Genomic DNA, 20019 nt, shown 5'->3' on the forward strand with positions numbered 1-20019 from the left:
TGGCAACTGTGGTGCGATGGCCTTGGCCGACCTCACTTGGCCGGGAAGTGATTGTGAGCCTCCCCAGGACTACCCTCCGTGGTTGTCCGGGTCGGTGAACGTCTAGCGTTGAGACAAGTGCATCGTGCGCCGACCGCGACGATGCCTACGGTTCTAGCCTGAGAGGGATCCTTCCGTGCCCGCTGAGAACATCATCAACGTCGACGAAGACGCCAAGCCGGTACTCACCTATCCCGGCGGGGAATTCCCGATGACGGTCACCAAGGCCGCCGAGGGCAACGACGGGATCGAGCTGGGAAAGCTGCTCGCCAGCACCGGGTACGTCACCTACGACCCGGGGTTCATGAACACCGCCCCCACCAAGTCGGCGATCACCTACATCGACGGTGAGGCGGGCATCCTGCGCTACCGCGGGTACCCGATCGACCAGCTCGCCGCGTCCTCGACCTTCATCGAGGTGAGCTACCTGCTGATCTACGGCGAGCTGCCGTCGCAGGCCCAGCTGGAGGACTTCACCGACCGGATCCGCCGGCACACCCTGCTGCACGAGGATCTGAAGCGCTTCTTCGATGGCTTCCCGCGCAACGCGCACCCGATGCCGGTGCTCTCGTCCGCGGTGAACGCGCTGTCGGCGTACTACCAGGATTCGCTGGACCCGCGCGACCCGGAGCAGGTCGAGTTGTCCACCATCCGGCTGCTGGCCAAGCTGCCCACCATCGCGGCCTACTCGTACAAGAAGTCGGTCGGCCAGCCGTTCCTCTACCCGGACAACTCGCTGAGCCTGGTGGAGAACTTCCTGCGGATGACCTTCGGCTTCCCGGCCGAGCCCTACGAGGTCGACCCCGAGGTCGCCGCGGCGTTGGACATGCTGCTCATCCTGCACGCCGACCACGAGCAGAACTGCTCCACCTCGACCGTGCGGCTCGTCGGTTCCTCCGACGCCAACCTGTTCACCTCGGTGTCCGGCGGCATCAACGCGCTGTGGGGCCCGCTGCACGGCGGCGCGAACCAGGCCGTGCTGGAGATGCTCGACGGCATCAAGTCCGAGGGCGGCGATGTTCGCGAGTTCATCCGCAAGGTCAAGAACAAGGAAGACGGCGTGAAGCTGATGGGCTTCGGGCATCGCGTCTACCGCAACTACGACCCGCGCGCCGCGATCGCCAAGAAGCACGCCGACGCGATCCTGAACAAGCTCGGCAACGACGAGCTGTTCGATATCGCGCAGGCGCTGGAGGAAGCCGCGCTCACCGACGACTACTTCGTCGAGCGTCGCCTGTACCCGAACGTCGACTTCTACACCGGCGTCATCTACAAGGCCATGGGCTTCCCCACCCGGATGTTCACCGTGCTGTTCGCCATGGGCCGGCTGCCGGGCTGGATCGCGCACTGGCGCGAAATGCACAGCGAACCGCTGAAGATCGGCCGTCCGCGGCAGATCTACACCGGCTACGGTGCGCGCGACTACCGCGAGATCACCAATCGTCAGTAGTACCGAGTAGAACCCACCATCCACCAACGAAGGGGATAACCCGAATGACCAAGCCGGAGATCGAGTTCCAGGGCGGCCCCGCGCCTTCCGAGCTGGTGATCAAGGACATCATCGAGGGTGAAGGCAAGGAAGCCGTGCCCGGCGGCAACGTCGAGGTGCACTACGTCGGCGTCGAATTCGACACCGGTGAGGAATTCGACTCCTCCTGGAACCGCGGCGAATCCATCACGTTCCCGCTGCGCGGCCTGATCCAGGGCTGGCAGGACGGCATCCCGGGCATGAAGGTCGGCGGCCGCAGGCAGCTCACCATTCCGCCGGAGCTGGCCTACGGCGGCGCGGGCGCCGGGCACCCGCTCGCGGGCAAGACCCTGGTCTTCGTGATCGACCTGCTCGACGCCAACTGATCCGTCGCGCCCGGTGGCCCATATCCCGTCAAGGGGTATGGGCCACCGGCGTTTCTACTGCCGGACGATCTCGACCGGGTCGGTCAGGGCGAGGGCCAGGGCGGACTGCTGGGTGCTGCTGCGTTGTGGGAGGGCGGCGAAGGCCTTGTCGGTTTGGGTGCCCAGGTTGTTCACGATGGTCTGCAACTGGCTGACGCCGCCGGTGAGTTGGCTGATGGCGCTGACCAATTGGGCGCCGCCCTCGTCGGCCAGCTTGGGCAGGCCCTCGGCCAGCTTCGCGCCCTCGTTCAATTGCGCACTGGCGCTGGTCAATCGGTCGACCACGGTGCGAAGCAGGGTGCCGAGATCGGTGTTCGGGTCCACCGCGCCGCCGACGAGCGAGCCGAGGCCGGTCAGCTGCGAGCCCGCCTGGCCCGAAATGTTCTGCAGGCCTTCCAGTTTCTTGATGATGTCGGCCAGCGCCGGATCGTTCGCGAAGGGGAGCGCGCGCAGCAGCGGGATGATCTGATCCAGGCCGGAGTTCACCGTGTTCGCGGTCTGCTCCACCTGCGCGATCGTGATGCCGGTCGAATCCAGTGCGGTGGCCAGTTCGTTCGCCTGTTTCGCGGCCCCGTCCACGGTCGAGTTCAGCAGCGCGATGGCCGAAGTGAGCTGTGCGGAGCCCTCTTTCGCGAAGTCGAGGAAGCCGAGGAGTTGGTCGGCGCCCGAGCTGAATTGGTCGGCGCCGGCGGCCGCGGCGTTCACCCCGGCCTTCAGCAGCTGGGTGGTGAACTGCACCTGGGTCATCTGCGAACGCGCCTGTGCGACCGCCGCCAGCGCGGCGTCGACCCCGAGCGCGCCGACCCGGTGGGTCACCTCGGTCACCGCGCCGTGCACCAGCTCGCTGTCGGCGTTCTTGTGCGTGGCCACGGTGACCTTGGCCCGGCGCGGCTGCGCACCGGCCAGGGTGCCCATCGATTCGGTGAGGTCGGCGGGCAGGGTGATCACCGCCGCGTAGTCGTCGGTGTTCGCTTCGCCGGCCGTCGCCGCGGTCCATTCGTAGCCGCCCGCGTCCTCGAGCGCTTTCACCACCTTCGCGCCCGTCGGTCCGGTATCGGCGTTGACCAGTGCGATCCCGGTCGGGCCGCGGTCGGAGCCACCGCAGGCGGTGATACCGGCGCCGAGCGCGCCAGCGCTGACGAGAGCAACGGCGAGAAGAGCCCAGCGGGCGCGTTTTCTGATCACAGCCCGACCCTAGAACTCGGATCCGTCCGCGCCCATGGCTGTTCTATGAGAGTTCGCTAAGGACAGCGGACCGTCAGTGCGCGCTGCGTTCTGGCAGGTCGAGCACGAGGCGGACGCCGCCGAGCGCGCCGTCGTCGAAATAGGCGCGCCCGCCGTGCAATTGGGCCTGCTGCGCGACGAGGGCGAGGCCGAGGCCGGAACCGCCCTTGCTCGCCTGGCTGCCACGGAAGAACCGATCGAACACGGCCTGCCGTTCGTGCTCGGGGATCCCGCGGCCGTTGTCGTCGATGCTGATGACGATATGTCCGTTCGGTGCCCGATGCGCGGTGACCAGCGCCTGGGTGGCTCGGCCGTGTTTGGCCGAGTTGGCCAGCGCGTTGTCCACCGCGAGGCGCAGCCCGGCGGGCAGGCCCCGGGTCACCAGCTCGGCGTCGCTGTCGATGCGCACGGTGAGACCGGGGAAGTGCCGCATGGCATCGTGTGCGGCCTGGTCGCACAGGTCGCCCACATCGGTGGCGACGTGATCGCGGTCGTGGGTGAGATCGCCGGTGGCCAGGCGCTCCAAGGCCGCGAGCGTGGTCTCCACCCGGCCCTGACTGCGTTGCAGGTCGCCGAGGATCTCCGCGCGCTGGGCCTCGTCCAGGTCCAGGGTGCGCAGTACCTCGAGATCGGTGCGCATGGCGGTGAGCGGGGTGCGCAGCTCGTGCGCGGAGACCGCCGCGAAATCCCGTGCGGTCTCCAGCGCCGCGGCGGTCGCGGACTGCGCCTCGTCGACCCGCTCGAGCATCGTATTCACCGCGTCCGCCAGCTTTTCCGCCTCGCGCACGCCCGAGCCGTCCACCGGTGTCTGCGGGTTGTGCGGGTCGGGCAGCGCGCTGCGCGCGTCGACCTGGCGGGTGAGCCGCACGATCGGGCGCACCGCGCGCCCGGCGAGCAGCCAGCCGAGCGCGGCCGCGGCGGCGATGGCGAGCAGCGCGCCCGCCAGCACCCAGCGGCGCTGCTCCGCCGTCGCCTCGGCCGCCGACGCGGCGGGGATGCCGATCGACACCACCCGGTCCGCGGGCTGGTTCTCGCTGGTCGACAGGATGCGGTACGGCGTCCCCGCGACCGGGATGGTGCGCGAACCCGGTGTCAGATCGGGCAATTGGGTCGGCGTGCTCGCCGTGACGCCCCCGCCGTCGCGGACGGTGACCGCGATGTCGTTGGTCAGTCCGGGCAGCAGGCTGATGAAGCGGATCGCGATGACCGGTTCGACCAGCACGATGCGCGCGGCGATCGCGAGCTGCTGATCGGATTGCTGCACGTTGTTGCGCTCGATCGCGCGAATACTGATCACGCTGATCACCGAGACGATCACGATCGCCCCCGCCGCGGCCGCGCCCGCGACCCGGGTGCGTAACGAAAACGCCCGCAGCCGACGGGTTTTCGGCGCCGCGGCATCCGTCATTTGGGTGCCCGGAGCACGAAGCCGACCCCGCGGATCGTGTGCAGCAGCCGGGGCGCGCCGTCCACTTCGAGCTTGCGCCGCAGGTAGCCGACGAACACGTCGACCACGTTGGTGTCGGCGGCGAAGTCGTAGCCCCACACCAGTTCCAGCAGCCGTTCCCGGCTCAGCACCACGCCGACATTGCGGGCCAGCGTGGACAGCAGCTCGAATTCCCTTTTGGTGAGCTCGATTTCGTGTCCGTCGAGCAGGGCGCGATACCCGGCGACATCGACCTCGAGCGGTCCGACGGTGATCGCGCCGGGCGTCGCGGGCGGGGGCGTGTCGGTGCGCCTGCGCAGCAGCGCCCGGATCCGCGCGACGAGTTCGGCGAGCACGAACGGTTTCACCAGATAGTCGTCCGCACCGGACTCCAGCCCCGAGATACGGTCGTCCACCGAGGCTCTGGCGCTGAGTACGCAGATCGGCACCTCGTTGCCCATCGCGCGCAACGCGGTCACCACCCCGGCGCCGTCGAGCACCGGCATGTTCATATCGAGCACGATCGCGTCCGGCGCGTGCTCGTTCACGCTGCGCAGCGCCTGCGCCCCGTCCCGCGCGACGAGCACGTGGAACCCGGACAGCCGCAGCCCGCGCTCGACCGACGCGAGCACGTCCTCGTCGTCATCGACGACGAGGACGGTCGGTGTAGAAGCAGGTGTCACAGCGTCCATTTTGGGCTAACCCGCTCCGCCGGGACTTCAGGCAGGGTAGTTGTGGCAGGTCGCGGCGACCTGGCGGATGGTCTCGGCGAGTCCGGCCGCGCGCGGATCGTTCTCGGCCTGTGCGGCCGCGTCCGGGTTCTCGGCGAGGGCGCGCTGCAGATCCGCGCGGCGCTGTTCGACCGGCTGATCGAATTTGCGCTGCAGCTCGGCCTTCTGCGCGGGGTTCGAGTCGAGGATCGAGGCCAGCTGCGGCGCCTTGTCGTGCAGTGCGGCGTCGACCTGCGCGAACGTACAGTCCGACTCGAGCAGCGGCCCGGCCAGCGTCATCGGATCGGCGGCCGCGATCGCGGGACTGAGGAACAGGGCCACGGTGGCCAGTCCGCCCGCGGCGAGTGCGGCGACGGCGGGACGACCAACGGAACGCTTCATGTGTTGCCTCCAGAGCATCGAGGGGTTGCTTTCAGCGCCCTCGACGCTAGGCCGTCACACTGGCCCCCGTTTGAACGTTCTTTAAGGAATCTCTGAGTAGCGGTCGATCACCAAGGCACAGTGGATTTTTCGCGAGTGACGGATCAGGCGGGGGAGCCGACGTCGGGCGTGGCGACCGGTGCCTGGTCGGGCGTCGGCCCCGGGCCGTCCAGCGGCCGGGCCGCCCGGATCTGTGTCTCCAGCGCGTCGAGCACCGCGGGGTCCTCGATGGTGGACGGCACGTCGTAGGTCTCGCCGGCGGTGATCTGCCGGATCGTCTTGCGCAGGATCTTGCCGGAGCGGGTCTTCGGCAGCGCGGTCACGATGACGGCGTCGTGCAGGGTCGCGATCGCGCCGATCTGGGTGCGGACCCGTTCGATCAGTTCGTCGCGCAGCTGCGCCGGGTCCACTTCGACACCCGACTTGAGCACCACGTAGGCCAGTGGCCGGTGGCCCTTGAGTTCGTCCGGCAGGCCGATCACGGCGCATTCGGCGACGGCCTGGTGACCGGCGATGGCCGCCTCGATGCTGCCCGCCGAGAGCCGGTGCCCGGCCATGTTGATCACGTCGTCGCTGCGGCCGAGCACGTAGAGATAGCCGTCGTCGTCGAAGTAGCCGGAGTCGCCGGTGAGGTAGTGGCCCGGGTAGGCGGAGAGATAGGAGCGCTTGTAGCGCTCGTCGTCGTGCCACAGGCCGGTCAGCGTGCCGGGCGGCAGCGGCAGCCCGATCACGATGTTGCCCTCGGTGTTCGGCGCCACCGGGTTGCCCTCGGAGTCGAGCACGCGCAGCCGGTAACCGGGTACCGGCACCGACGCCGAGCCCGCCTTGATCGGAAGTTGTTGCAGGCCGAGCAGGTTCGCGCAGATCGGCCAGCCGGTCTCGGTCTGCCACCAGTGATCGACCACGGGGCAGTCCGTGCGCCCGGCGAGCAGCACCTCCTCGGCCCAGGCATAGGTCGCGGGATCGAGGCGCTCGCCCGCGCAGAACAGCGCGCGCAGCGACGAGAGATCGTTGCGGTGCGCCAGCGCGGCGTCCGGGTCGGCCTTGCGGATGGCGCGCAGCGCGGTCGGGGCCGTGAACAGTACGCGAACATTGTGCTCGGCCACCACGCGCCAGTACGCGCCCGCGTCGGGGGTGCCGACCGGCTTGCCCTCGTAGAGCAGCGTGGTCGCGCCGACCAGCAGCGGCGCGTAGACGATGTAGGAATGGCCGACGACCCAGCCGACGTCGGAAGCCGTCCACATCACCTGTCCCGGTCCGATGTCGTAGATGTTGCGCATGGACCAGGCGAGGGCAACCGCGTGTCCGCCGTTGTCCCGTACCACCCCTTTGGGTTTCCCCGTGGTGCCCGAGGTGTAGAGGATGTAGAGCGGATCGGTGGCGGCGACCGACACCGGATCGGCCGGTGTCGCACCGCGGACAGCGTCGTCCCAATCGAGCCATTGCGCGGCGATGGTCTGGGTGGAACTCGGTAGTGATTCCGTGGCGGCCTGCGGGGCGGGGAAATGGATGGTCCGGAACTGCTCGCGCTGCTTCACGATCACCGTGCGCGGTGCGGTGGTGGTGGCGAGGTCCAAGGCCTGCAACACAATCGGCGGATATTCGAGCTGTTTGCCCGGTTCCAGGCCGCCCGAGGCTGTGATGATCAACACCGGCTCGGCGTCGTCGATGCGGGCCGCGAGCTCCGGCGCGGCGAAGCCGCCGAACACCACCGAGTGCACCGCGCCGATCCGCGCGCAGGCGAGCATCGCGATCACGGCTTCCGGGATCATCGGCAGGTAGATGACCACGCGATCGCCTGCGACAACGCCGATTCGGCGCATCGCGCCCGCGAACTCAGCTACCTTTTCCAGCAGTTCGGCGTAGGTGAAAACGCCTCTGGTGCCGGTCATAGCGGAGTCGTATATTAAGGCGGGCTGATTCGCGAGGCCCCCCTCTTCCCGCACATGCCGGTCGAGGGCGTTGAAGGAGGTGTTCAGGCGAGCGTCGGGAAACCATCTGGCCACCGGCCGTGCGGCGGTGTCGACGACCTGGGTCGGCGGTACGTCCCAGTCGATCGCTTCAGCCGCACCAGCCCAGAACTCGGCGGGATCGACCAAGCTGGTCTGATAGACCGGTCGGTACTCGTGCCGCACGTTCAAACCCGTGACTCCCTAGCCTCGCCTCGATGCCCGCCTCGATAGATCTGGTTGATTGTGGCAGACTTCACGCGACGCCCGGGATGGTGTTGTGACCATTGGTTTTGCCTGGAACGGGCAGGTCAAGGGGCGCAGCCTGACTCGGAGTCACCCAAGAAGTTATTGATCCGTTAGAATCTGATGTCACTTATTTGGGCCGTCGTAGACGCAATTTCTCGGCCAGCCGCAGTTCTCGGCCAGCTCCGCCTGTCGAGCCAGTATGCGTGTGGAGGTTCGCTGATGGCGCGTGGTTGGGGCCAGTTTGGAAAGTGAGTGGGAGATGCGTGACGCCGCTAGGTCCGGCAGAAGGCGCTGGGCGCTCGGCAACTGGGACCTGCGCTGGAAGGTAACGGCAGTCCTGGCCGTTCCGCTGGCGGTCGCGGTAGGGCTCGGCGTGTCCAGGATTTCATCAGAGTTCGCGGATTCGAGCCGGCTTGCCGGGGTCGCGGAGAACGTCGGGGCGATCCCTGCGGTCACCGCGCTGAGTGCGCAGACGGCGACGACCGTCGGTTCCCAGATGATCGCGGTCGCGCCGAATGTGTCCGTGGTGACCGATCAGAACCTCGCCGATCTCGACAAGGCGATCGCCAACGCGGAGAAATCGGCCGACCGGCTCAACGGTGTCGCCGGCGCCCGCGCGGCGCTGGACAGCATGCTCACCCAGGCCAAAGCTGTTCGGGCGCAGGGTAAGAACGTCAGCACCACGCCGACCTCGGACGCCATCGGACTGATCGACCGGGTCCGCAACGACAGCGTGCGGATCGTCGAGACGACGGTCGGCCAGGTCAGCGATACCGCGGTCGACACCGCGAAACTGCGGCTGGTCGACTCGCTCAACACCCGCGCCACGCTGGTCGGCGAGGTCGCCGCCTTCCCCGAGGTGCTGCGCAATCCGACCGCCGGCGTGCAGGGCTTCCTCACCGCCGCCAACACCGAGCGTTCGCTGCTCAGCGTGTTGTCGCACCGGTTCGCGGATGGCGACACGTCGATCGCCGACCTGCGCGCGGGCATCGACACCCGAGTGGCACTGCTGAGCAGCCCGGAGTCGCAGGCGGGGCGGATTCCGGTCGGTGACCTGAAGAAGTCGCTGACCGACAGCCTCGCGGTCTACGAACTCGTGGTGAGCCGGGCGACCAAAGATATCGACAGCGCGATGAACTCCCTGGTGTCCACCGCACAGCGGGACGCCTGGACCTACACCGCGGTCGTGGTCGCGACCATCCTCGCCGCGCTGTTGCTCGCGGTGTTCGTGGCGCGCTCGATGATCGTGCCGCTGCACCGGCTGCGGCTCGCCGCGCTGCGGGTCGCCGAAAGCGACCTGCCGCACGAGGTTTCCCAGCTCCGCAACGGCGCGTCCCCGGAAGAGGTACCGCTGGAACCGATGCCGGTGCGCAGCACCGAGGAGATCGGCCAGCTGGCTCGCGCCGTCGACGACATCCACGGTCAGGCGCTGCGTCTGGCGAGCGACCAGGCGCAGATGCGTTCGCAGGTCAACGACATGTTCGAGACGCTGGCCCGGCGCTCCAAGTCGCTCGTCGATCATCAGCTCAGCCTGATCGAGGCGATGGAGTACGACGAGAAGGACCCGCGCCTGCTGGAAAACCTGTTCCGGCTGGACCATCTCGCCGCGCGCATGCGGCGAAACGGTGACAACCTGCTCATCCTCGCCGGTACCCGGCAGCGTCGCGCCAAGTCCGCGCCGGTCGAGATCGCCGACGTGCTGCGCGCCGCGATCTCCGAGGTCGAGGACTACGAGCGGGTGAAACTGGGTGCCACCCCGCGTGGTTCGCTGGTCGAGCCCGCCGCCTCCGATATGGCGCACCTGTTCGCCGAGCTGCTGGACAACGCGCTGCGCGCCTCCCCGCCGGAGACCGACGTGAAGTTCACCTTCGCGCAGGCGCACGATCAGGGCATGCTCATCGAGGTGGCCGACCGCGGTATCGGTATGCCACCCGCCGAGATGGCCGATATCAACCGACGGCTCGAGCAGACCGCCGAGCCCGGTCCCGACACCGCCCGGCACATGGGTCTTTTCGTGGTCGGCAGGCTGGCCGAGCGGCACGGTCTCACCGTGCGGCTGCGGCCCACCTTCGACACCGCGCGCGATCCCGGCGTCACCGTGACCGTGCACGTCCCGGTGGGGCTGATCGTCGCGGGCAAGCCGATCACGGCCCAGCCCGTCACCCCGTCGCCGCAGACCCCCGAACGCACGCGCCCGGCCGGTCCGTCGTCGATGCAGATGCGGGCGATCACCCGCACCCCCGGCGGCAACGTCATGGTCACCGTCGATCCCGGGGTGAGCGGGCCGATCCCGGTCAGCAAGCCGAACACGTCGCCCAGCACGCCGATCCCGGCCGCGGGCGGGCTGCCGCAACGGCAGCCGGGCAGCAATATGGCCGCGACGCAGGGCAACGCGCAGGGGCCGACCCTGCGGCCCGCGCCCGGTCAGCAGCAGTCCAGTGGCCCGCAGCGGGGCAAGCTCGCCGCCGCGAACCTACCCAAGCGCAACCTCAACCCGGGCGGTCCGCCGCGGCCGCCGGGCGCGCCCGCCGAACCGACCGTGACGGGTCTGCCGCCGCGCGATCCGAATTCGGGCGAACTGCCGAAGCGGCAGCCGGGCACCAACGGTGTGCCGCAGCCGAGCATCAGCGGACTCTCCCAGCCGCCCGGCGGCTTGCCGCAGCGCCAGCGCGGCGAGAACGGCCTGCCACAGCGCGAGAGCGCGGCCGGTGGGCTGCCGCAGCGTGAGCCGAATGCCGGTGGCCTGCCGCCCCGTCAGGGGCCGAACGGCCTGCCGCAACGGGAAGGGTTGCCCCCGCGCGATCCGAACGCCGGTGGGCTGCCACAGCGTCCGTCGGCGGCGCCCTCGCCGGGCCTGCCGCAGCGCGAGGCGGGCGCCAACGGCCTGCCGCAGCGGGAGCCGAGTTCCGGCTTGCCGCAGCGGGAGCCGGGCGCGGGCGGCCTGCCGCAGCGGGAAAGTGCTTCCGGTGGCTTGCCACAGCGCGATCCGAGCGCGAGTGGTCTGCCGCAGCGTGCGGCCGGTGCGAGTGGCTTGCCGCAGCGCGAGCCGAGCTCGGGCCTGCCGCAACGTGATCCGAGTGCGGGTGGCTTGCCGCAGCGCGAGAGCGCTGCCGGTGGCCTGCCGCAACGTGAGCCGAGCTCCGGTCTGCCGCAGCGCGATCCCAGCGCAGGTGGTCTGCCGCAGCGTGATTCGAGCTCCAGCGGTCTGCCGCAGCGTGATCCGAGCGGGGACGTTTTGCCGCAACGTGATTCGAATACCGGTGGGCTGCCGTCCCGGCATGCGGCGGCGACGAGCCTGCCGCAGCGTGAGACGCCGACCGGGCTGCCGCAACGGCAACCGGGTTCGCAGGTGCCGCCGAATCTGCCCCAGCGTGAGCCGGGCGGCGACGGTCTGCCGCAACGCGAATCCTCGCCCGGCATCGGCCTTTCGCCGCGCAGCCGCGGCATCGAGGAACCGTCCGGCGACGCGGACGCGACCGGCGGCGATCCGGGCCGGCACAGCTACCGGGCCAACCCGGGCCGCACGGCGTCGTTCTTCCAGACCAGGCTGCAGCCCGCGGTCGACACCGGTGATTCGGTGATGGGCGGGACACCAATTTTCGCGGAAATGATGTCCGCGTGGCTGTCAGACCCCAATATGGATCGATCCCAAGTGGCCGCTTCCTTCGAATCACCGGGTGATGAAGGGTGGCAGGCGGCCCGGCGGGCGAGCGAGGCACAGGCAGAAACGAAGACGGCGGCCGGGTTGCCGCAACGCAATCCGGGCGGAAGGCTGGTCCCGGGCGCCGTCAACGGTGCGGTGGAACGGGCACCGAGCCGCGATCCAGAAACAATCAGGTCCAGCTTGAGTCGTCACCAGCAAGGCGTCCGGGATGGCCGCGCAATGAGAGCAATGAACCTAACCGGAGATAAAGGAGACCGATGAACCCCGATCTAGGTGGTACGAATCGTCAGCTGGATTGGCTGGTTTCGAACTTCGCCAACGAGGTTCCTGGCGTAGCCCATGCCGTCCTGGTCTCGGCTGACGGCCTACTGATGGCCGCGAGCGCTCAGCTGCCCGTCGACCGCGCCGAGCAGCTCTCGGCCGTCACCGCCGGACTGGCCAGCCTCTCGGTCGGCGTTTCGAACCTGTTCGAGGGCGGCACCGTGTTGCAGTCCGTCGTCGAGATGGAGCACGGCTACCTGCTACTCATGGCAGTCGGCGACGGCTCGTACCTTGCGGTGCTGACCAATACGTCATGCGATATCGGTCAGGTCGGGTACGAGATGGCGCTGTTGGTCGAGCGTGTGGGCCAGACGGTTCAGGCCACGCCACGCGTCACGATGGGTTCCTGATGGTGGGATGGACATAGAAGATCACCGCGTGGGGAGCGCCGAGCCGAGTCTCGTCCGCCCATACTCGTTGACCGCCGGCCGAACGAGGCCCGCGGTCGAGTTGGCGTTGGAGGCGCTCGTCGCATCGCATCCGGTCGCCCTGGAGCGGCAGTTCGAACTGACCAACATCGAGACGTCAATCGTGGAGTTGTGCAGAGAATCGCCGTCCGTTGCCGAGGTAGCAGCCCGATTGGGTATCCCCATCGGGGTGGCGCGTGTGCTGGTCGCCGACCTGATCGAGGCCGGGCATGTGCGCGTTTCGGCAACTTTGAAAGACGATTCCAGCGACGATGAACGTCGCGAGCTGATCGAAAGGGTTCTCAGTGGACTCCGGCGTATTTGATTCGACGGCGCAGGTCGACACCCGTACCAGCAAGCCGACGTCGGCGAAGATCGTGGTCGCGGGTGGCTTCGGTGTCGGGAAGACCACGATGGTCGGTGCTGTCTCGGAGATCGTTCCGCTGCGCACCGAGGCATTGGTGACCAATGCCAGTACTGGAATCGACAACCTGACCGGCATTCCGATGAAGTCGACCACCACCGTGGCGATGGACTTCGGCCGGATCAGCCTCGCCGACGATCTGGTGCTGTACCTCTTCGGTACGCCGGGCCAGTACCGATTCTGGTTCATGTGGGACGACCTGATCCGCGGCGCCATCGGCGCCGTGGTGCTGGTCGATACCCGCAGGCTCGAGGACAGCTTCGCGGCCGTCGACTACTTCGAAGCGCGCGGCCTACCTTTCCTGGTGGCGCTCAACGAGTTCGACGACGCGCCGCGTTACCCGATCGAGGACATCCGGCAGGCCCTCGCGGTGCCTGCCGATGTGCCGATCCTGTCCATCGACGCCCGGCGTCGCGAGCCGGCCAAGCAGGCCTTGGTCGCGCTCACCGAATACGCCCTGCGCAAGGTGATGCAGGGCTACTGAGCACTCGCGCGGCGTCGCCTCGGCACCGGTGCCGACTGGTTAGTCTCACCCGGTGAGGATTTCGGCGCGCGAGCTGCTCGGACAATTGCTCGACCCCGCCTCGTTCGTCAGCTGGGATCGGCCACCCGTCACGGTGGCCGCCACCCCGCGGTACCGCGAGGACATGCAACAGGCAGCGGTCGCGGCGGGCACCGATGAATCGGTGCTCACCGGCGCGGGAATGCTGCGTGGTCGTCGAGTGGCCGTAATCGCCTGCGAATTCGGCTTTCTCGCCGGCTCGATCGGCGTCGCCGCGGCGGAACGGATCGTGTCCGCCGTCGAGCGCGCCACCGAGCTCGGGTTGCCGCTCATCGCCTCACCGACCTCCGGTGGCACCCGTATGCAGGAGGGCACCGTCGCCTTCGTGCAGATGGTGAAGATCGCGGGCGCGGTCGCCGCGCACAAATCGGCGGGCCACCCGTATCTGGTCTATCTGCGTGACCCCACCATGGGCGGCGTTTTCGCCTCGTGGGGTTCGTTGGGGCACATGACTTTTGCCGAGCCCGGTGCGATGATCGGGTTCCTCGGGCCGCGTGTGTACCAGGCCCTGTACGGGCAGCCGTTCCCGGAGGGCGTGCAGACCGCCGAAAACCTTTATCGCCGAGGCGTTATCGACGGGGCGGTGACCGTCACCGTCTTCCGGCGCATCGCCCACCGCGCGTTGAGTGTGTTCAGCGGAGTGGTGGCGCCGGAAAGCGTTGTGGTGAAGGTTATCCCGTCACAAACGCAGATCGATGCGATGAATTCCACTGCGGCGGAACCGCAACGAGTATTGGGGCCTGACTATGTCGCGACCACGGCGACGTCCGGGCAAGCCGCTGATCCTGCCCCGGTGCCGAGTCCGGTTGGGGCAGCGGCGCTCTCGGAGCGAGCCGCTTCGGCGTGGGAGTCGGTGCTGATCTCGCGCCGCCCGGACCGGCCTGGCATTCGTGATCTGCTGCGGCAGGTGACGCAGCGGGTCCCGTTGAGCGGTACCGGGCAGGGTGAGTCGGACCGGACGGTCGTGCACGCGCTGGCGCGGTTCCGTGGTCAGCCGTGTGTGGTGTTCGGGCACGACCGGACCGGGCAGCTCGGCGAATACGCTATGGGGCCGGCCGCCCTGCGCGAAGCGCGCCGAGCCATGGCGCTTGCCGAAGAGTTGCGGTTGCCGCTCGTGCTCGTCATCGACACGGTCGGCGCCGCGATGTCGAAGGAGGCGGAGGAGCGCGGTCTGGCGCCCGAGATCGCGCGCTGCCTGGCCGATCTCGTGACGTTGGACACACCGACGGTCTCGGTCCTGCTCGGCCAGGGCACCGGTGGCGGCGCGCTGGCGCTGCTTCCGGCCGACCGCGTCCTGGCCGCCACCCACGGCTGGCTGGCCCCGCTACCGCCCGAGGGCGCCAGCGCCATCGTCTACCGCGACACCGAGCACGCCGCCGAACTCGCTCGCGCCCAACGCATCCGCGCCGCCGACCTGCACGCCGACGGTGTGGTCGACCGCATCGTCCCCGAATTCCCCGACGCCGCCGACGAACCGGTGGACTTCGCCCGCCGCATGGTCGCCGCCATCGCCACCGAACTGGCCCACCTGCGCACCCGCCCGCCCGCCGACCTCCGCGCCGCCCGCCACCACCGCTACCGCCGCCTCGGCCTCCCCCGGTGAACTCGGGGGCGGCCCTAGCTCCGTTTGCTTATCGTGGGGCAGCGCCCAGGTAGGGCAGTGTGACATCCATCAGTGTTCGGTGCCGGTGGATGGATCGAAAACCCGGACACCGCGTCCGACGAAGTCCTTTACGTTCTGCGTCACCAATACGGCATCATGCGCCAAGGCGATAGCTGCGATCTGGGCGTCGGTTACCTCACCCGCACTGGGTTTCGGCCGCTTCGCCATCAAATAGGCGTAACAGAACGCCGCGGAGTAGTCGAAGTTGAGGATGCGATCGGCCTGCACGAGCGGTGCGAATACGGCGTCGGAAGCCGCCATCAGCGTGTCACGTTTGCGTCCTGCTGCCATCGGATAGACGCCCTTGGCCACTTCCATAACGGTGATGGATGTCGTGTAAAAGCCTGGGAGCGTAGCCAGCCACGCCGCGACGACCGGGTTCTTTTCGGGAACCATCGCTGCCGCGATCACATTCGTATCGAGGATCAGCACTACTCCGCCGGATCTTTCGAATCTTCGTGCCGCGCACCGATTTCTGGCACTTCCCCGTCCAGTGCTTCCCGCAGCTGTGCTAGGCGTCCCAGCAGGGCCGCACCCGAGAGTGGGTTGACCACGGGAGCCTGGCTGGTGTCTTCATCGGCGGCGTGGGTGAGAATCGCCCGCACCTCCGCCTCCATGGACCGTCCGTTGCTGCTGGCCCGCTGCTGAATGGCGGCTTTGATCGCTGGGTCCAGATTGCGCACATTGAGGTTTGTCGTGGTCGACTTACGAACTGTTCTGGCAGCCTTCGCCTTGGCCTTCGGGGTCTTGGTGGTCGCCATGCACCCAATGATAGCGTGACGCCCTCAATCTGCGCTCAACATTTTTCGGTCGACGCGGTGCCGCGGGCTGTGATGCGGTCGTCATCCCTGGCTCGGATCTGTCGGAGGGAGCCCTGTCGCGGGGGTCACTGTTCGCCGCGGTGAACCCGCAGGTGGGACAGCAAACATGGAGACAACACGCCAGGGGGCAGCGTTGACGGCTCGCCGCCGCACTTCTACCGTCGCAGGGTGACCTTCAGAAGCGAGACCTCCGCCGTTCCCTCGATCGTCCTCAACGACGGGAATGTGATTCCGCAGCTCGGCTTCGGCGTCTTCCTGGTGCCTGACGACGAGGTTTCGCAGGCCGTCACCGCCGCGCTCGAGGCCGGCTACCGCAGCATCGACACCGCGGCGGTCTACGGCAACGAAGCGGGCACCGGCCGCGCGATTCGTGAGTTCGGCCTGCCGCGCGACGAGATCTACGTCACGAGCAAGGTGTGGAACGCCGACCAGGGTTTCGACTCCACGCTGCGCGCGTTCGACGCCAGCCTGGAGCGGCTCGGCCTGGAGTACCTCGACCTGTATCTGATCCACTGGCCGGTCCCCGCCGCCGACCGCTACGTGGACACCTTCCGCGCGTTGCAGGCACTGAAGACGCAGGGACGGGTGCGCTCGATCGGTGTCTCGAACTTCACCCAGGCGCACCTGGAGCGGCTCATCGCCGAAACCGGTGAGATCCCCGCCGTGAACCAGATCGAGTTACATCCCCGGATGGCACAGCGCGAGCTGCGCGCGTTCCACGCCGCCAACGCCATCGCCACCGAGGCGTGGGGTCCGCTCGGTCAGGGCAGCATGCTCGACGATCAGACCATCGCCTCGATCGCCGGCGCGGTCGGCCGCACGCCGGCCCAGGTGATCATCCGCTGGCATCTGCAGCTCGGCAATATCGTCATCCCGAAGTCGGTCACGCCCGCCCGCATCGCGGAGAACTTCGACGTTTTCAACTTCGAACTGTCCCGCGACCAGGTGGACGCCATCAACGCGCTCAACACCGACAGCCGGGTGGGCGACAACCCCGACACCTTCGCCGCCGGTCTCGACGGCTGAGCACCTGCGCGCCGAGCGGCGCACAGGTGATGGGCGTCAACGTGATTCGGTGCCGCGGACGGCCCGTACTGGAGGTCACCCAGTGCGCGCTCCGGTGCGATTCGAACGACTGATCAGTCCGATCCGCGCCCAATCCCCAGGTAGCGGGTGAGTTCGGCGGCCGCGGCGCGCCCGGCCCGGTTGGCGCCGATGGTGCTGGCGGACGGCCCGTAGCCGATCAGATGGATGCGCGGATCCTTCGCGACCTGGGTGGCGAGCCGCCCGGTCATGGTGATGCCGCCGCCGGGGCCGCGCAGGCGCAGCGGCGCCAGATGGTCCAGGGCACTGCGGAATCCGGTCGCCCAGAGGATCACCTCCGCGTGCTGGAAGGTCCCGTCGGCCCAGCGCACCCCGTCCGGCTCGATGTGGTCGAACATCGGCAGGCGATGCAGTGCACCCCGCGCCTGGGCAGCGCGCAGCCGGTCGTCGAGACGCAGCCCGGTGACCGAGACCACCGAGCCGGGCGGTAGCCCGCGGCGCACCCGGTCCTCCACCTTCGCCACCGCCGCGCGCCCGTCCTCGGGGCCGAACGAGTCCTCGCGGAAGATCGGTTCCGTGCGCGTCACCCAGGTGGTCGAGGTGACCTGGGAGATCTCGTCGAGCAACTGCACCGCCGAGATCCCGCCGCCGACCACGACCACGTGCCGGCCCGCGAACTCCGCGGCGGTGCGGTAGTCGTGGGTGTGCAGCTGGCGTCCGGTGAAGGTCTCCGCCCCGCGATAGCGCGGAATGAACGGACGTTCCCAGGTGCCGGTGCCGTTGATCAGGCCGCGTACCCGAAGGGTTCCGGCCGTGCCGGTTTCGGCGTTGAGCACCGGCCCGTGCTCGGCGGGGCTGCCGTCCGCCGCGCGGTCGCACACGACAGTTACCGAGACCTGCCGACGCACGCGCAGGTCGAATCGCTTCTCGTAGAGCTCGTAATAGTGCGGCACCGCGGTCGCCGCGGGCGCCGACTCCGAGCCGGGCGGCAAAGTCTCGGCGAACGACATGCCCGGGAGGTCGTGCACCCGGTTCACGGTGGTCAGGGTCAGCGATGGCCAGCGGAACTGCCAGGCCCCACCGGGTCCCGGCGAATGGTCGACGATGAGAAAGTCCTGCTCGGGGCGTAGCCCGAGGCGCTGGAGGTGATAACCGGCCGACAGTCCCGCCTGACCAGCGCCGATCACCAGGATGTCGAAGTCTGTCGGCACAGCCGATGATCGTATCGGCTTCAACGAAGTGTGCCGTCCGCTGTGGCAAAGTGAATGTAACCAGACGGATCGCTCAGTTGGGGAGGTCGCATGCTCGGAGTTAGCCGAGACGGTGACGTAGTGACCATCGAACTTCAGCGCGAGGAGCGGCGCAACGCGCTGAACCTCGAACTCATCACGCTGCTGCGCGAAGCCGTCCTCGCCGCCGTCGCCGACGACGCACGGGTGCTCGTGCTGACCGGGCGCGGTCCCATCTTCAGCGCGGGCGCGGACCTGTCCGGGGTCTACTCGCAGGAGTTCCTCGGCGGCCTGATGGACATGCTGCACACCATCGAGTCGGTGCCGATCCCGGTGATCTCGGCGATCAACGGCGGCGCGCTCGGCGCGGGCGTGCAGCTGGCGCTGGCCTCGGATCTGCGGGTGCTGGAGCCGGACGCCTACATCGCGGTGCCCGCGGCCAAGCTCGGCATCTCGGTGGATCGCTGGACGATGACGAGGCTGGTCTCGCTGATCGGCGGCGGTCCCGCCCGGACCATCCTGCTCGGCGCGGACTCGGTGACCGCGGCCGACGCCTACACGTTCGGCTTCGCGAACCGGCTCGGCTCGCTCGCCGACGCGCAGTCCTGGGCCAAGCAGATCGCCGCGCTGGCGCCGCTGTCGCTGCGGCACATGAAGCTGGTGCTCAACGACGACGGCACCAGGGCGCCGGACACCGCGCAGCAGCGCGCCGCCCTGGAGGCGGCGTGGAGCAGCGCCGACGCCCAGGAGGGGCGCCTGGCCAGGCAAGAGAAGCGTGCCGCGAAATTTGTGGGGCGATGATGAGCATTCGCGGCATCATGGGTTGGGCGGCTGGGGCGCTCGGTCTCACCTGGGTGGTGCGCGCGGCGTGGGGTATCCCCTCCGCGATGGGCGCCTCGATCTCGGCCATCCAGCCGTACGCGACGGGCGCGACCACCTACCGCGACCGCCAGTTCCACAACACCGAGCCGAGTAGTCAGATCGCGGCGGGATCGGCGCCGTCCCTGCTGGTTTCGGCGCTCACCAAACGCAACGCGGGCCGGCCGACCGGAGTGATCCCGTTGCAGACACCGCAGTTGCCCGCGGCGGCCGCCGAACTGGCCGTCACCTGGTACGGGCACGCCACCGCGCTGATCGAGGTGGACGGTTACCGGGTGCTCACCGATCCGGTGTGGAGCGAACGGGTTTCGCCGTCCGCCCTGGTCGGGCCGACTCGGATGCACCCGGTGCCGACGCCGCTGTCCGCCCTGCCCGCGGTGGACGCGGTGATCATCTCGCACGATCACTACGACCACCTGGACAAGGACACCGTCCGCGAACTCGTGCTGCGCCAGACCGCACCGTTCCTGGTGCCGATCGGCATCGGCGCGCATCTGCGGCACTGGGGCGTGCCCGAGCATCGGATCATCGAATTGGATTGGGGCGGTTCGGTTTCGATGTCCGCGCTGGGCCGGGCGCACGCGGACGCGGATCTGACCATCACCTGCACCGAAGCGCGGCACTTCTCCGGCCGCGGACTGATACGCAACACCACGCTGTGGGCGTCGTGGTCGATCGTCGGCCCGACCCGGCGGGCGTACTTCGGCGGCGACACCGGCTACACCAAGGCGTTCGCCGACGCCGGTGCCGCGCTCGGCCCGTTCGATCTGACGCTGCTGCCGATCGGCGCCTACGACGAGCGGTGGCGTGACGTGCACATGAATCCGGAGGAGGCGGTACGCGCGCACGCCGATCTGTGCGTCGGCAACGCGGGTTACGGCCTGCTGGTGCCGATTCACTGGGCCACCTTCAACCTCGCCTTCCACGGCTGGTCCGAGCCGGTGCGCCGGATGGTCGCGGCGGCGGAGCGGGCCGGCACCACGATCGCCGTTCCGATGCCTGGTCAGCGGGTCGATCCCGATGGGGCACCCGCACGGGATTCGTGGTGGGAAGATGTGGGGTGAACACTCGTGC

Annotated in this window: 18 protein-coding genes; 10 read left to right on the forward strand and 8 right to left on the reverse strand. The window is 68.6% G+C overall.

What is annotated here, in order from left to right:
• Positions 1-175 precede the first annotated feature (175 nt).
• Both O3I_RS03765 and O3I_RS03770 read left to right on the forward strand, forming a co-directional pair.
• A complete protein-coding gene (locus O3I_RS03765; protein ID WP_014981565.1) occupies positions 176-1489 on the forward strand; it encodes a citrate synthase in 1314 nt (437 codons plus the stop codon).
• 44 nt (positions 1490-1533) lie between these two features.
• Positions 1534-1893, forward strand: coding sequence for an FKBP-type peptidyl-prolyl cis-trans isomerase (locus tag O3I_RS03770; protein ID WP_014981566.1), 360 nt, complete (start codon positions 1534-1536; stop codon positions 1891-1893).
• Positions 1894-1947: 54 nt separating this feature from the next.
• On the opposite strand, the gene O3I_RS03775 is transcribed toward O3I_RS03770, so the two are convergent.
• The 5 genes from O3I_RS03775 to O3I_RS03795 all read right to left on the reverse strand — a co-directional run bounded on the left by O3I_RS03775 (position 1948) and on the right by O3I_RS03795 (position 7874).
• Positions 1948-3117, reverse strand: a complete 1170-nt coding sequence (locus O3I_RS03775) for a membrane protein (RefSeq protein ID WP_014981567.1) — start codon at positions 3115-3117, stop codon at positions 1948-1950.
• Positions 3118-3190: 73 nt separating this feature from the next.
• Positions 3191-4564 (reverse strand): sensor histidine kinase, encoded by a 1374-nt coding sequence (locus tag O3I_RS03780; protein ID WP_014981568.1) that lies wholly within the window; start codon positions 4562-4564, stop codon positions 3191-3193.
• Positions 4561-5274, reverse strand: coding sequence for a response regulator transcription factor (locus O3I_RS03785; RefSeq protein WP_014981569.1), 714 nt, complete (start codon positions 5272-5274; stop codon positions 4561-4563). The genes O3I_RS03780 and O3I_RS03785 overlap by 4 nt, the downstream gene beginning before the upstream one ends.
• Before the next feature lie 27 nt (positions 5275-5301).
• Positions 5302-5694, reverse strand: coding sequence for a hemophore-related protein (locus O3I_RS03790; protein ID WP_014981570.1), 393 nt, complete (start codon positions 5692-5694; stop codon positions 5302-5304).
• 143 nt (positions 5695-5837) lie between these two features.
• Positions 5838-7874, reverse strand: coding sequence for an AMP-binding protein (locus O3I_RS03795; RefSeq protein ID WP_014981571.1), 2037 nt, complete (start codon positions 7872-7874; stop codon positions 5838-5840).
• A 316-nt stretch (positions 7875-8190) separates the two neighbouring features.
• Here O3I_RS03795 and O3I_RS03800 point away from each other — a divergent pair, with 316 nt between their 5' ends.
• The 5 genes from O3I_RS03800 to O3I_RS03820 are packed head-to-tail and all read left to right on the forward strand — an operon-like array spanning position 8191 to position 14912.
• Positions 8191-11856, forward strand: a complete 3666-nt coding sequence (locus O3I_RS03800) for a sensor histidine kinase (protein ID WP_081593887.1) — start codon at positions 8191-8193, stop codon at positions 11854-11856.
• Positions 11853-12266, forward strand: coding sequence for a roadblock/LC7 domain-containing protein (locus O3I_RS03805; protein WP_011207200.1), 414 nt, complete (start codon positions 11853-11855; stop codon positions 12264-12266). Before O3I_RS03800 ends, O3I_RS03805 begins: the two co-directional genes overlap by 4 nt.
• A gap of 7 nt (positions 12267-12273) precedes the next feature.
• Positions 12274-12648: a DUF742 domain-containing protein gene (locus O3I_RS03810; RefSeq protein ID WP_014981573.1), complete on the forward strand. Its 375-nt coding sequence runs from the start codon at positions 12274-12276 to the stop codon at positions 12646-12648.
• Entirely contained in the window at positions 12629-13231 is a 603-nt protein-coding gene (locus tag O3I_RS03815) for a GTP-binding protein (protein WP_014981574.1), read from the forward strand. The genes O3I_RS03810 and O3I_RS03815 overlap by 20 nt, the downstream gene beginning before the upstream one ends.
• Positions 13232-13283: 52 nt before the next feature.
• Positions 13284-14912, forward strand: a complete 1629-nt coding sequence (locus O3I_RS03820) for a carboxyl transferase domain-containing protein (RefSeq protein ID WP_014981575.1) — start codon at positions 13284-13286, stop codon at positions 14910-14912.
• A gap of 69 nt (positions 14913-14981) precedes the next feature.
• On the opposite strand, the gene O3I_RS03825 is transcribed toward O3I_RS03820, so the two are convergent.
• Both O3I_RS03825 and O3I_RS03830 read right to left on the reverse strand, forming a co-directional pair.
• A complete protein-coding gene (locus tag O3I_RS03825) occupies positions 14982-15404 on the reverse strand; it encodes a type II toxin-antitoxin system VapC family toxin (RefSeq protein WP_014981576.1) in 423 nt (140 codons plus the stop codon).
• Entirely contained in the window at positions 15404-15733 is a 330-nt protein-coding gene (locus O3I_RS03830) for a FitA-like ribbon-helix-helix domain-containing protein (RefSeq protein WP_141691817.1), read from the reverse strand. The genes O3I_RS03825 and O3I_RS03830 overlap by 1 nt, the downstream gene beginning before the upstream one ends.
• A gap of 228 nt (positions 15734-15961) precedes the next feature.
• Between O3I_RS03830 and O3I_RS03835 the strand changes: the two genes are divergently transcribed.
• Entirely contained in the window at positions 15962-16819 is an 858-nt protein-coding gene (locus O3I_RS03835; RefSeq protein WP_014981578.1) for an aldo/keto reductase, read from the forward strand.
• Positions 16820-16932: 113 nt separating this feature from the next.
• On the opposite strand, the gene O3I_RS03840 is transcribed toward O3I_RS03835, so the two are convergent.
• Positions 16933-18048, reverse strand: a complete 1116-nt coding sequence (locus tag O3I_RS03840; RefSeq protein ID WP_014981579.1) for an NAD(P)-binding domain-containing protein — start codon at positions 18046-18048, stop codon at positions 16933-16935.
• Positions 18049-18138: 90 nt separating this feature from the next.
• Here O3I_RS03840 and O3I_RS03845 point away from each other — a divergent pair, with 90 nt between their 5' ends.
• Entirely contained in the window at positions 18139-18867 is a 729-nt protein-coding gene (locus tag O3I_RS03845; protein ID WP_041562399.1) for an enoyl-CoA hydratase, read from the forward strand.
• Positions 18867-20009 carry an MBL fold metallo-hydrolase gene (locus O3I_RS03850; RefSeq protein ID WP_014981581.1) on the forward strand — a complete coding sequence of 381 codons (1143 nt, stop codon included), beginning with the start codon at positions 18867-18869 and terminating at the stop codon, positions 20007-20009. Before O3I_RS03845 ends, O3I_RS03850 begins: the two co-directional genes overlap by 1 nt.
• The last annotated feature ends 10 nt before the right edge of the window (positions 20010-20019 follow it).

This window comes from Nocardia brasiliensis ATCC 700358 (genome assembly GCF_000250675.2).
Classification (GTDB): domain Bacteria; phylum Actinomycetota; class Actinomycetes; order Mycobacteriales; family Mycobacteriaceae; genus Nocardia; species Nocardia brasiliensis_B.